The sequence below is a fragment of the Vulcanisaeta moutnovskia 768-28 genome (genome assembly GCF_000190315.1).
Lineage (GTDB): Archaea > Thermoproteota > Thermoprotei > Thermoproteales > Thermocladiaceae > Vulcanisaeta > Vulcanisaeta moutnovskia.
Window position 1 is genome coordinate 1,375,376 of record NC_015151.1, and the last position, 11,802, is coordinate 1,387,177.

Annotated in this window: 14 protein-coding genes and 1 CRISPR repeat array; of the genes, 4 read left to right on the forward strand and 10 right to left on the reverse strand. The window is 42.8% G+C overall.

Going from position 1 to position 11,802, the window contains the following annotated elements; all coding sequences use genetic code 11:
* Nucleotides 1-12: 12 nt before the first annotated feature.
* Nucleotides 13-1,002, reverse strand: coding sequence for a DevR family CRISPR-associated autoregulator (locus tag VMUT_RS07195; RefSeq protein ID WP_013604762.1), 990 nt, complete (start codon nucleotides 1,000-1,002; stop codon nucleotides 13-15).
* Between the two features lie 9 nt (nucleotides 1,003-1,011).
* Nucleotides 1,012-1,356 carry a hypothetical protein gene (locus VMUT_RS07200; protein WP_013604763.1) on the reverse strand — a complete coding sequence of 115 codons (345 nt, stop codon included), beginning with the start codon at nucleotides 1,354-1,356 and terminating at the stop codon, nucleotides 1,012-1,014.
* Nucleotides 1,357-1,412: 56 nt separating this feature from the next.
* On the opposite strand from VMUT_RS07200, the gene VMUT_RS07205 reads away from it, so the two are divergent.
* The gene (locus VMUT_RS07205; RefSeq protein ID WP_013604764.1) at nucleotides 1,413-2,192 is read left to right on the forward strand and encodes a hypothetical protein; all 780 of its coding nucleotides are present in this window, start codon (nucleotides 1,413-1,415) and stop codon (nucleotides 2,190-2,192) included.
* A 199-nt stretch (nucleotides 2,193-2,391) separates the two neighbouring features.
* Nucleotides 2,392-4,463: a CRISPR direct-repeat array (repeat unit 25 nt; unit sequence GATATTCTCTAAAGAGAATAGAAGT).
* Between the two features lie 128 nt (nucleotides 4,464-4,591).
* On the opposite strand, the gene cas4 is transcribed toward VMUT_RS07205, so the two are convergent.
* From cas4 to cas4a, 4 genes are read right to left on the reverse strand one after another with little or no spacing between them, the layout of a single operon-like run.
* Nucleotides 4,592-5,164, reverse strand: a complete 573-nt coding sequence (cas4, locus tag VMUT_RS07210; RefSeq protein ID WP_013604765.1) for a CRISPR-associated protein Cas4 — start codon at nucleotides 5,162-5,164, stop codon at nucleotides 4,592-4,594.
* Nucleotides 5,164-5,439 carry a CRISPR-associated endonuclease Cas2 gene (cas2, locus tag VMUT_RS07215; protein WP_013604766.1) on the reverse strand — a complete coding sequence of 92 codons (276 nt, stop codon included), beginning with the start codon at nucleotides 5,437-5,439 and terminating at the stop codon, nucleotides 5,164-5,166. The genes cas4 and cas2 overlap by 1 nt, the downstream gene beginning before the upstream one ends.
* Entirely contained in the window at nucleotides 5,440-6,435 is a 996-nt protein-coding gene (gene cas1 / locus VMUT_RS07220; RefSeq protein WP_013604767.1) for a CRISPR-associated endonuclease Cas1, read from the reverse strand. It abuts the gene before it with no gap.
* Nucleotides 6,428-7,222, reverse strand: coding sequence for a type I-A CRISPR-associated protein Cas4/Csa1 (gene cas4a, locus VMUT_RS07225; RefSeq protein WP_013604768.1), 795 nt, complete (start codon nucleotides 7,220-7,222; stop codon nucleotides 6,428-6,430). The genes cas1 and cas4a overlap by 8 nt, the downstream gene beginning before the upstream one ends.
* Before the next feature lie 171 nt (nucleotides 7,223-7,393).
* Here cas4a and vapB point away from each other — a divergent pair, with 171 nt between their 5' ends.
* From vapB to VMUT_RS07240, 3 genes are all read left to right on the forward strand, one after another.
* The gene (gene vapB, locus VMUT_RS07230; protein WP_013604769.1) at nucleotides 7,394-7,621 is read left to right on the forward strand and encodes a type II toxin-antitoxin system VapB family antitoxin; all 228 of its coding nucleotides are present in this window, start codon (nucleotides 7,394-7,396) and stop codon (nucleotides 7,619-7,621) included.
* Nucleotides 7,608-8,000 carry a type II toxin-antitoxin system VapC family toxin gene (locus VMUT_RS07235; RefSeq protein WP_013604770.1) on the forward strand — a complete coding sequence of 131 codons (393 nt, stop codon included), beginning with the start codon at nucleotides 7,608-7,610 and terminating at the stop codon, nucleotides 7,998-8,000. Before vapB ends, VMUT_RS07235 begins: the two co-directional genes overlap by 14 nt.
* Nucleotides 8,001-8,069: 69 nt before the next feature.
* A complete protein-coding gene (locus VMUT_RS07240; RefSeq protein ID WP_013604771.1) occupies nucleotides 8,070-9,071 on the forward strand; it encodes an AAA family ATPase in 1,002 nt (333 codons plus the stop codon).
* 125 nt (nucleotides 9,072-9,196) lie between these two features.
* On the opposite strand, the gene VMUT_RS07245 is transcribed toward VMUT_RS07240, so the two are convergent.
* The 4 genes from VMUT_RS07245 to VMUT_RS12825 all read right to left on the reverse strand — a co-directional run bounded on the left by VMUT_RS07245 (nucleotide 9,197) and on the right by VMUT_RS12825 (nucleotide 11,775).
* Nucleotides 9,197-9,742, reverse strand: a complete 546-nt coding sequence (locus tag VMUT_RS07245; RefSeq protein WP_013604772.1) for an NTPase — start codon at nucleotides 9,740-9,742, stop codon at nucleotides 9,197-9,199.
* Nucleotides 9,743-9,772: 30 nt separating this feature from the next.
* On the reverse strand, nucleotides 9,773-10,846 hold the full coding sequence (locus tag VMUT_RS07250) for a hypothetical protein (RefSeq protein WP_013604773.1): 1,074 nt from the start codon (nucleotides 10,844-10,846) through the stop codon (nucleotides 9,773-9,775).
* Between the two features lie 10 nt (nucleotides 10,847-10,856).
* Nucleotides 10,857-11,231 carry a hypothetical protein gene (locus VMUT_RS07255; protein ID WP_048056936.1) on the reverse strand — a complete coding sequence of 125 codons (375 nt, stop codon included), beginning with the start codon at nucleotides 11,229-11,231 and terminating at the stop codon, nucleotides 10,857-10,859.
* Between the two features lie 385 nt (nucleotides 11,232-11,616).
* Complete coding sequence (locus VMUT_RS12825) at nucleotides 11,617-11,775, reverse strand: hypothetical protein (RefSeq protein WP_158304799.1); 159 nt, start codon at nucleotides 11,773-11,775, stop codon at nucleotides 11,617-11,619.
* Nucleotides 11,776-11,802 lie beyond the last annotated feature (27 nt).

Below are 11,802 nucleotides of genomic sequence, written 5' to 3' on the forward strand. Positions count from 1 at the left end.
TTATTACTTCGTCTAAATTAGCTTCTGCACAGAGTTCCTCACTTTACTGATTAAATCCTCAAGACTGTCGGCTCCTTCTATCGTTATATCTTTAGAAGCCAGTAAGGTGTTAAATTCCTTATCGGCATAATATATTGAGAGTCGAACCTTATTGCCAAAGATACTTAGAAATCTTGTGGCTCTTGTAACAGTATCATATAAATACCATGACTCAAGCCTATCCTTAACCAGCTTAGCTTTGGCTGGAGTTACCATAAATCTATATGGGTGTGAAATTGACGCAATACCGCCAAGGAATTCCATCTGAGGTAAGTATCGTGCTTTTTTAGCGCCTATATATCCGTTAAACATTAATGCTAATGCATCAAAGACATCATTAATTCTATCAAGCCTGTTATCAACATATTTATTATCTGTTAATTTACCAATACTATCAATGTCTATAGCAATCTTAACTCTATAAATTGCTGATCCACTTTCGATAGAAAAAATCATCTGCTCATTCTCATTAGTGCTATAACGGACATGAAATTGAGGAATAGGTGGTGCATGCTTTATAGAATCTGCATCCGGGATCATGTAACTAAACCATATCTTAGACGTCCTTTTAATAACTTCACCTCTCTCACCACCCTTAGTTGCCATGAAACCTGTGACATCCTCGACAATGCACTCCTTTACTCTTTTGTCGATAGAATCATTATCACTTAATGTAGGTCTCTTGGGAAAACCACCGATTTTTTCGTAATTTCTACACATGTCACAAACCGGGTGGTTTCTGCTTAATGCTATGTCGGTCAATGCCCTTGAAAAAGCATTTGCAAGTGATTGGCCACTTATTGCAGGTAAGTACGTAAGCTCATACCTTAAACCACCGTTTCCATCATAGTACTGCGCTATTATAGGCACGACTCTATGTCTCGAATAATTACCCACGGATTCTACCATATTAGCGGCTTCGACATCGATCCTGAACCTAAAACTCATTGATACGAAAACCATCAGAATCACCTATTTTGTCTGCACCTGCATTGCTTCTTTCTTATTACTAGACCTCATTTTTACACCTCTAATTAATGCCTTTATGGCAACCTCCCTAAGTATTTCCGGTCTCTTGCTGGCAATTGCAAATAATTTATCTATGTCCTCCTCTGAAGGTGTTGAGTAACTCTGAGATGCTAAATAACGTATAGCATTGTAGAGCACTCCATATGCTAATTGTGGGTCTGGTGTTGATGCGAGGACATCCAGCGGACCATAAATCTTCTCACTTGCTAAGACAGCTAGAGAGTTTATGATGGACTCAAGGTAATTTGTTCTCTCTTTCTGGGTTTCTTCCGGGTATGTCTGACTCATTGATATTGAATAGTTGAAAGTGTTTATATACTTTGTTTTAGTATGCTTCTCAATATATGGAGAAGTTGAGTGTTAGGAAGTGTGTGGTGGTTAGTGTTGGGCTTTATCCAGGTAATGCGAAGCATGCATTGGCTAGGGCTGGGCCTGTGGGTGGTGATGTGGTTTTTCTAGTGAATAGTGAACCCAGGATTGTGCCTGAGGGCATTCTTAGAGGCCGTAGGGAACAGCCAATTCAAACTATGGAGGCACTTCATAAATTCATTAATGAGTTAGATAGTGAGGTTAATGTTGTTGATGTTTGGCTTGATCCTAAGGACGGCATTGCAACTAGTGTAGCTAGGCTTAGGTCTCTAATTGAGGCTTATGTACCGTGTAGGGTCATAATTGGTATGGCTGGTGGATTTAGGTGGCTTAGCACGGCATTGATGTTTCTGGCGCTGGCCTTAGCCTCTGTGGGTCCTTACGTGGGTATTACCATGGATAGCGTCTTCGCAATGCTTGAGGAGGAGAGTCCATCAGTCAGGGCTTTATTTAAGAGTGTTGAGGAGAGGGTTATTCCCTGGCCCGTGGTACCTAAACTGGCTGACCTAATGCTTGATGAGTACAGGGTTCTAAGGTTGATAGGCCTTGGCAAGCATAGGGCTAAGGACATACTAAACGAGTATAGAAAGGAGTGTAAGAAAGTAAGTGAGTGCATGTCGATGGCCAAAGTGCAAAGAATACTTGTGAGGCTCGTTAGGAAGAGATTAATTAATTATGAGAAGAGGGGTAAGGCGCACCACTATGAATTAACGCCGTTAGGTACAATACTAGTGGGCACAGTAAAGACGCAATAGCGCAATGCATGGGATAAATAATTGTGGGAACAACTACAATAATAAGAAACTGAACACAAACATCAGAATAATAAATAATCTGACAAAACAATCGTAAGAACAAACACGTACCATAAACGTACATAGATATAATTATTCCATTAATTAGCTCATATTCATGAAGAAAGACTTATAAATAAGCTTATAAAATAACGTCTTAGATATTCTCTAAAGAGAATAGAAGTATTGTTTCCTTCATATACGGCTGGGAGACACGTGATTCCACCGATATTCTCTAAAGAGAATAGAAGTGACATTGTTTTTCAACTTGCCAGTATCACGCCCGTCTCTGGATATTCTCTAAAGAGAATAGAAGTCTGCAAGGTAATCAGCAAGTCAGTCAGCAAGTCAATCAAGGTAGGGCTACCGTGATATTCTCTAAAGAGAATAGAAGTGGACGAGCCGAAGCGTGCTGATGAAATACTCACGAGTGTTTTGATATTCTCTAAAGAGAATAGAAGTACGCCTTCACCCTATCACCAAGCGTGTAAAAACCACCGTTCTTCGATATTCTCTAAAGAGAATAGAAGTATGTTTTCCTGACCCTCAAACCACGAGTACAGGTTGGGGATATTCTCTAAAGAGAATAGAAGTCGACTTCATTAGGGAGAACAAGGATGAAATCGTGAGGGTGCTGGACGAGGATATTCTCTAAAGAGAATAGAAGTTCACCACGGTGATTGTCTACACACTCACCCTGCAGTTGAGGGGTGGATATTCTCTAAAGAGAATAGAAGTACAATGTGCTCGTGATTAACATATACCCCTCTAACCTAGGTCCGAGGGATATTCTCTAAAGAGAATAGAAGTGGAAGGAAGCCATGCAATTAATCAAGGGTTTAATAAACGTGAAGCGATATTCTCTAAAGAGAATAGAAGTAAAAAAATCACTGTGTGAAACTATGACTTTCTTACCATCCTTAGTGTAGATATTCTCTAAAGAGAATAGAAGTAAACTGCCCCTGCAATTGACTGCTCATTAACTGTAGTGACTGCACGGATATTCTCTAAAGAGAATAGAAGTCTCATTGCTGTACAGGTTAATGAATGCCTCGGCATTCCTGAGGACGTGATATTCTCTAAAGAGAATAGAAGTTCATTTCTGGGGTTTTGACCTTCCATTTGTACTGGGGTTGAAGTTCTGCCGGATATTCTCTAAAGAGAATAGAAGTCCACTCACGTAATCACCAACACCATTATGGTTATTCGTTGCGATATTCTCTAAAGAGAATAGAAGTGCAGCCGCTAGACTACCCGCAATACCTGCAGCCTCACCAATCGTGGATATTCTCTAAAGAGAATAGAAGTATCAGATATATCCATCAACCTAGAGGCCGGAAGGTACGTGAACAGATATTCTCTAAAGAGAATAGAAGTCCGTGATTGTGCACGTCGCCCCCGTGGGGCTCGCCATGAGTATGGATATTCTCTAAAGAGAATAGAAGTGTAATCATTCCAAAGGAAAAGCCCATCATCATTAATGAAAACAATAATGATATTCTCTAAAGAGAATAGAAGTGGAATCATTGCACATGAACATTACGGTGATGGTGCATGACGGTCATATTCGATATTCTCTAAAGAGAATAGAAGTTAACCGTCATGTTAAGCGTGAACACCGGCGCGGAGCTACTTGAACGATATTCTCTAAAGAGAATAGAAGTCTTGATGACACATAGATAAAATAAAGCAATGCGATGTCAATCCCAATGACCTGATATTCTCTAAAGAGAATAGAAGTCTCTCCCTCTGCTTGAATACGTAGGGTACCTCGATGATCCTCGATATTCTCTAAAGAGAATAGAAGTACTTCACGTGCCCAAAGTGCGGGAAGCCAACCATAGGCTTTGCGCCCGATATTCTCTAAAGAGAATAGAAGTATTACAGTACTGCTTGTCGAAACAAAGCAGTAAGTCATGTATTTGATATTCTCTAAAGAGAATAGAAGTCATATTGGACAACGTAGCCCGAGCTTTCCAATCATTTCAGCACGGATATTCTCTAAAGAGAATAGAAGTATCTTCGATATCCTCGAGCAGAAGAACAGCGAGCCCGGCGCGAACAGGATATTCTCTAAAGAGAATAGAAGGAATGACCTCACTCCTACTTGGGAATAAGCCAGCGTATACGAGCCCATGATATTCTCTAAAGAGAATAGAAGGATACGCATCTACATTGATTTGGCAGTGGTTTAACGTGACGTATAAGATATTCTCTAAAGAGAATAGAAGGATAAGAGCTACATACATAGACTTTGGAGGGATAGTTTGGCATATCACGATGTTTTCTGAAGAGGATGGAGGGTTATTTTCTTTGGTGAAGTGATGTTGAATTAAATGTTATTGTTTTGATGAGGTATTTTATGGTGGGCATATGTCTTTGAAGTAGCAGGCTTTGCATTTTGCCTTGTTTGTTGTTTTTGGTGGTAGTTCTTGGTTTTGTATGTGTTTTCTCATGTCCTGTATTGCTCTTTCTATCCATATTCTTAGGCTTGGTGTTGGTCTTATTGTGATCGTTACTTCTCTTTCCTGGTTTATGATTAGTATTTTATCCACAGTAACTTTCATGGTTTCTTCAATAGCCATTGCATATGCCGTTGCCTGCGCCAGTACATGGTTATACTTCATGTATAGCTTCTTCCTACTTCCTATGTTTAACTTCGTCTCTATTACTACTGCCTTACTTCCGTTTATTACCACGGCATCTACCCTGCCTACTATACCGAGTTTTGTGGATTTCACAGGTACCTCTAGCTTGATCTCTCCCTGTATTCCCTGTTCTCTTATGATCCTTATTATTTTCTCCGTATTTAGTACCTGCTTTGCGTACTTCATGGATTCTGTGGGCGGCTCCCTCATGATCATGATCTTTAGGTATGCCTGCCTTGGGCAGTAGGTGTATTCCTTCACCATGCTTATTGGGATATAATCCATCAAATCACCATCGGTTCACTTATTATGCTTAGGTTTGCAGTGCCTAGTTTTATTGCGTTGTTTAGTGTTTGTCCGTCTATTATGAGAATTACCACTGAGTACTCCCTGCCCATGAGTCTCGTTAATGCCCTTGCCGTGTCCTTTGCCAGGGCACTGCCGCCCCTCGCCATGTATAGACTCCTCTGCACCCTTACGTAGCCCATCGCCTTTAGCCTACTCATTATTTCGAACCTCCTCCTATCATCGCTTATGTCGTATGAGACTATCACATACATTTAAAACACCCAGGTGAAGCATTCGTAATCCTTAACATTACCATCCCTAATTATTGACGCGAGGTACCAAGTCTCGTGCTTCATTATCTCGGTTAGTGGTGATTTCCTGCTTGTTCTCGGGTTTATGTAATCCCTATTTAGGTTGTTGAGTATTATCCTGGCTATCGCCCTCCTTGAGTCGTAGTCCAAAAAACCATTAAATATACTTAGTTTTGTGTTATCTATTTCAATTATTAATGCCTTGTCCACGGCTATGGGCCTGAATACCTCAACAATGTCAAAGACAAGCGATGGCTTCCCACTCTTTATTGTATGAAGCACGCCTAGGTATGGATCTAGCCCAGCCATTATTAGGTACCTCTCCATTGTTGAGTAAAGTATTCCATAGCCATAGTTCAGGGCTAGGTTCATTAAGTCCGTGCCCTCTGGATTCCTGCCATGAAATCCAAGCCAAGTGGGTAGTAATGACACAACCACATCCCAGTACTTATTGGCTGCTTGTGCCTCAATGCCCTCTATAATCTCTGAGTTTAGTCTTTTGATTTCTATGGACATTAGTTGCGTGGCAAATGATGACAATGAGTAGGCTATATCATTTAATGAGGATTCCCTGCGGCTTTTAGCGAAGTATCTAACGAGTCTGGCCTGGTTCTCTATCTTGCATGCGATCAACCTACGCGCCAGTTCAAGCCTTAATTCATTATTTAGGAATAACTCGTATTGCTTAATCCTAATCATTACGGTCTTATTGATTACTGGTGGTAGCATTAATGCCACGGGATCTCCGAATGAATTTAGGAAGACTAGGTTTATGCCCTTCATGGAAAGCATTCTAATTGCCTTTGATGTTATTGAGGCTCTGGATGTTGCAATGATTATTTCCTCTACGTTCGGCGGTAACACTTGCTTATTGCCGTCCCTACTCATTATCACTATTGAACCCTTCCTGGCCATGATCCTCGTTCCTGGATCTGTTATGTATACTTCATTAACCATGGCAGACACCATAGAATGGGCAGGTCCTTGAGCAGGAGCTTGCTGGTCCTGGGTCATCACCGTGCTCAATAATTCTTGCTACAGTATCCCTCATGTCCAGAAAGGCTCTCCTTAACGTATCATCTATCTTAATGACCCTCCAGGTGAGTCTCGGCTTACCATTAATACTTACATGAAGTACTACGCCTATGTCCACTGGGTGGCCTATCCAAGCCTCTATGGCTAGTGCATATGCTGTAACGGCTATGTCCTTCCTACTAGTTAATTCTTCCGTTAGTGATGAGGTCACTAACTCCACGGGTATGAAGCCCACGAGTATGTCCGGTTTAACAATGTCAGAGAGACCGATTGGTGCCCCCGGTATTGCTGGCTCAACGCTGATTGGTATTCCCTCCTCACGGGCATTGAGGGCCATGGTCACGGCCTTTATATAAACCTCGTATAACTGGGCCCTATACCTGACGCCTAGATCGCCGTACTCATTGATTATGCTTTCGAATTTAGTATCGAGTTGCGAGAATGGTATTGACTCTCTAAATGGTGTCAGGAAGACCTCGTGAATTAACCTGCCAAGCCTTAGGACCTCCGTGTCTTCCATGGGTATTTTAGTAACACGCCTTAGGTATGCATCGCGTTTTGTTGGGCATGGTGATGAGACCTCAGACACCGTTGGCCTAGCTGAGTGCCTTGGCGCAACTGGATCCCTGAACCAGCCTCTCAATTCAGCGTATGTACCACCCTCCATTATCGTTCTAATATAGTCCCAAACCCACCTGGGTAGCACCATACATATACTCATACACGCTTGTATGTTTTATTCTTAATTATGAGGTACTTCTTAATTCATTGATAAGTTGAAATAATTTTTAGAAATAGCATTAATGCTTTACTATGTTTACTGTACTGTAGACAGATATGTTTATAAATATGTATGCGATTAAGAACAAGGGTTATTTGCATGGGAACAGTAGTAATCAGTGTTAGAGTTAGGGAGGAGGTTAAGAGACTGCTTGAGGAGAGTGGTATTGACATTAATGAGGAGGTTAGGAGATTTCTTGAGGAGCTTGCGCTGAAGGTTAAGATTAGGAAGTACATCTCAATGTGGGACGAACTGCTAAGTAACATTAAACCGAGTGAGGAGGGCTTCTCAGTGATGTCCGTGAGGGAGGACCGTGAGAGTCATTGATTCGTCAGCTCTCATAAAGTACTTCGCACGTGAAATTGGTTGGGAGAGGGTTAGGGAGTTGATGATGGATGGCGTGATAACTATTGACTTAGCCATTAAAGAAGTGGCTAATGCGTTATGGAAGAAGGTAATTAGGGGTGAGACGAATTACGATACGGCACTCACCATCATCAAAACCCTACTGGAAGATACCATACCGATCATCGATCAGAGAGAATATTTAATGAAAGCCCTCGAACTCGCTGTGAAGCATAGAATTACTATATATGATGCAATATTCATAGTGTTAGCCCTGGAGAAAAATATGGAACTTATAACCAGCGATAAGGCACAGGCAGCCGTAGCCGAGAAGATCGGTGTTAAGGTGACCCTTGTTTAAGTATTTATTTCTATTTCTCGTAGATATACCTGGCAAGGATTAAAAACTGGTGTTACACCAGTAACTGGTATGGCACCAGTTCCCTGTGGCTTCTTTGATACTAGGCCTAAGGTTAGTAGGGATTTTGTGTTTGGTAGGGATGGTGAGATTGAGGAGATTAAGCGTTTGTTAAATAATAGCTTTTGGCCGGTCATCCTTGGTCCTAGAAGGGTTGGTAAGACCACAGTTATGAGGGTCGTGATTAACGAGCTTGGCGGTATCTACATCGATGCATCAACAATAACGGGACTTAAGGGCCTTGGACTTAGGCTCATTGATGAGGTTAAGAGACTGAACATTAAGGTTAAGCTTAACCTAGCCATGCTTCAGTTAGATATTGAGAGAAGGCCCATGGTAACTATTGAGGGCTTGATCAGGAAGTTGGGCGATGTTGTTATTGGTATTGACGAGATTCAGAACATAATTAGTCCGAAGCTTCCCTCTCTTCTCTCCGTGGCTTATAACGAGTCCAGGGTTAGGTTCATCTTTAGCGGTTCTCTCGTTGGTACCACACGCCTAATAATGAAGAGCCCTGAATCCCTGGGTAGACCATTGATTAGGTTTGAGCTTAAGCCCTTCACCAGGGAACAATCCATTGAATTCCTGAGAATTAGCTCGAGGAATTGTGGCATTAATATTAGTGACATCGAGATTGAGAATGCAGTGAATGAATTCGACGGTATTGTTGGTTGGCTAACGTACTACGGAAGCCTCAGGTCGAGTGGTAAGAGCCATCCAGAGGCCATGGAGGCCCTGAGGAGCATTGCCAAGGAGGTTATTAAGGATGAACTCAGTAAGTTGGGAAGGTATGAGCTAGTTACTTATAGGGCGTTGGCCACGTTGAGTAGGGCCAGGTGGATTGAGATTAAGAGGCTTGCTGAATCCCTAATTGGACATTCAATAGATGATAAGACCTTCACCACGGGCCTAAAGGCCCTGGTTAACATGTACATGGTTAGGGAAGTTGAGCGAGGTATTTACGAGGTTATTGATGGATACATGGCCAGGCTAGTCCGTGAATACGGCGTTTAATTACGGAATATCTATCATTAAGTCCTTAATTGATCCTTCAATCAGACAACATGATACTTCGTCACAACCACGCGTATTATTAGATAAAACCTACTAATGTTCATTATTGATGATGATCGCCCTAATTACTGCCTCGGCTTAATTTCCCTCTCTAATCCCCTGGTTAAATCATCGAGTACTTGGTCCCTATTAACTCTCGTCAACTCAATAATCCTAAATCCATGCTTATCCACGAATGAAGCCACGGACCTATTACTCCTATACGCCATGTATATCGTACCTAGGAAGTGGACGCCATCCACAACCTCCTCAAGAACCCTTAGGAACCCACTGTGCATTAGTTCCATCTTACCAATCTCATCAACCACCACCAACGAGCCAGGCCTCGCAGCCTTAATGGCCGGTATCCCCACCTCCTCCATGGCCCTAACATTGACATTGTACTTACCAACCACAGGCCCGCCGGCGAATAGGCTAACGTGGGCTAGCCAAGCCTCCTTACCACTGTTTATGTCGATTATCCTAAAACCAACCCTAGAACCACCCTCCCTAACCTCCGTGGTCACGAAGCCGTAGACCTCCAGGCCCAGGGATTTTGCGTGGTCGGCAACCCTCCTAACGAGCGTAGTCTTACCAACACCCGGCGGCCCGGTAACCAACACCCTAAGCATAGCCAAGTTATAAGCGAATTAATGAGCCTTTTAACCGCTTACCTCACGTAACACGCCTCCGCGGACTCTCCTAAATACTAGGCCTATGACTATGGGTATTACCAAAGCCGCAATGACCTCGTATAGGTAGAGCCCGTGGGCCTCTGAAATCACCGTATACTCTCCGTAGAGCATGAGCCCTGAGGCTATTATTGACGGTACCACGTACCAATCCCTCAGATACCCTATTGATGCCACCATAACTATGAACAGCGTTAGGTATAGGTCGGCCACCGATGGGTATATCGTTATTAGGTAAAACCCCGAATAATTAATTAGGCTGATTATTGCTAGGGCTATGACTAAGGCGGGCACTATAGCCCTAACCCTATTAATCCCAAGGCCATGGTACAGCAGGTTATAAAGTGCCGTGTACTCAGCCAGTATTAGGCCTGCATCACTGATGCTCGTTAATTCCACAACCAACTGCGAGGGTTTGAAGAAGCTGCCCATGACCATGAGTGCCGAGGATAGTGCGAAGGCGTAAACCACATACCTGGCGTACCTAGAGTCGCCCCTAATGTAGGGCGTTAGGGTTATGCACACGATCAGTAGGCTTGATGATAAGACATTGAGGAAGGCCGTCTGTGGTGCTGGTACCGTGCGGCTTACCGAGAAGGCCCAACCGAGTGTTGGAATTGGTAATGAAAGAACCACTTGGGACAGGGCTAGGCCTAGGATGAACCAGTAGGAGGTCTCTGTGAGTACCATTATCGAGAAGGCGATGGGTAGCGCTATGGTTAGGGCATTGGCTATTGGATCAGGTATGTTTAGTACGTAATAGTCTATGTAGTCCACGGTGTATACCACGTAGAGGAAGTAGCTAATTAGCCAACTGTAGAGTTGTATGAGCCCTAGGGTCCTTGACACGGAGTTAACGTAATAATAGAGCCCAGGGTAATCCCAGTGACTCCTAACGAGGGCGTATACCGTCACCGCTATCATTGATGCTGACAACGCTGTGGCTGCCGTAACCAATGGATCCTGGTGCAGGGTGGCAAGTGAAAGCGGTGCCGTGCTAACTACGGCAAAGCCAAGTATTTTTAATCGATCTATAGTAGACATAACCCAGTGATTACCTCCTATGTATGCACAGTGCCGTCACGATGATTATCAGTAGTATGTCCAGTATGAACGTTACCACCACGTAGGGGTTATACGTATGTAGTGGGAAGCCAAGGACTGGTGCAGGGAATACCCTGGATTCAGTTAATAATAGGTAATTGGCCCACCAAAAGGCTAGGGCAGGTATGAAGAGTAGTCTAAAGCCTATAAGTAGTACTATGGCAATCACTATACTTAATACGGCATCAATTAGGAAGAAGTAACCAACAACTGCTAAGGACATAATACGCATTAAGTCAAGTCCCAGGATAGTGTGTATACCAGCCCAGGCAATAGAGAGTATTCCACCACCAACCCTAAACCCAAGATCCATGTTGTCGACCATCGTGATTGAGCCATGATACTTATATATAACTCTTTTTCAGAATTTAGTCTAGTTTTGTTAACTATCAAAATACTTCATAAATTATTAATTACAGTATATAGTCCTTTAAATAAGTAGGTATATGGATCTGTAATATGAGGAAAAAGACAGGATCTATAGGTAATACGGTAATACTGGCATTATCAATAGTGATACTGATAATAGGCGCTGTGATATTCGTGTACGGTTACTACATACCCACTGGAAAATCCGTGAGCAATAACAGCAACACCGCGCATACTCAATACCAATCAACACAAACCTGGGGAGCATCATCATCAAGTAGCTCAAACACGTCATCCTCAACCCAACAATCCTCAACAACTCCCTCATCCATAAGCCCACCTCAGCAGTCCTCCAGCTCCAACAGTTCAAGTACACCATCAACAACGTCTTCATCATCCACAACACAGAGCACAACAACAAACTCAACCACGACAAGTTCCTCCCAACAATCATCAAGTAGCTCGTCAAAGTCAAGCTCACCAACGTGGGGCTGATACACCCCTTAGTGTCGAGGATCACTAAAATC

Bases quoted from the DNA above. Each gene is read 5' to 3' on its own strand.
- VMUT_RS07195 (WP_013604762.1), bottom strand. From the start codon at position 1,002: ATGGTTTTCGTATCAATGAGTTTTAGGTTCAGGATCGATGTCGAAGCC.
- VMUT_RS07200 (WP_013604763.1), bottom strand. From the start codon at position 1,356: ATGAGTCAGACATACCCGGAAGAAACCCAGAAAGAGAGAACAAATTAC.
- VMUT_RS07205 (WP_013604764.1), top strand. From the start codon at position 1,413: ATGGAGAAGTTGAGTGTTAGGAAGTGTGTGGTGGTTAGTGTTGGGCTT.
- cas4 (WP_013604765.1), bottom strand. From the start codon at position 5,164: ATGGATTATATCCCAATAAGCATGGTGAAGGAATACACCTACTGCCCA.
- cas2 (WP_013604766.1), bottom strand. From the start codon at position 5,439: ATGTATGTGATAGTCTCATACGACATAAGCGATGATAGGAGGAGGTTC.
- cas1 (WP_013604767.1), bottom strand. From the start codon at position 6,435: ATGGTTAATGAAGTATACATAACAGATCCAGGAACGAGGATCATGGCC.
- cas4a (WP_013604768.1), bottom strand. From the start codon at position 7,222: ATGGTGCTACCCAGGTGGGTTTGGGACTATATTAGAACGATAATGGAG.
- vapB (WP_013604769.1), top strand. From the start codon at position 7,394: ATGGGAACAGTAGTAATCAGTGTTAGAGTTAGGGAGGAGGTTAAGAGA.
- VMUT_RS07240 (WP_013604771.1), top strand. From the start codon at position 8,070: ATGGCACCAGTTCCCTGTGGCTTCTTTGATACTAGGCCTAAGGTTAGT.
- VMUT_RS07245 (WP_013604772.1), bottom strand. From the start codon at position 9,742: ATGCTTAGGGTGTTGGTTACCGGGCCGCCGGGTGTTGGTAAGACTACG.
- VMUT_RS07250 (WP_013604773.1), bottom strand. From the start codon at position 10,846: ATGTCTACTATAGATCGATTAAAAATACTTGGCTTTGCCGTAGTTAGC.
- VMUT_RS07255 (WP_048056936.1), bottom strand. From the start codon at position 11,231: ATGGTCGACAACATGGATCTTGGGTTTAGGGTTGGTGGTGGAATACTC.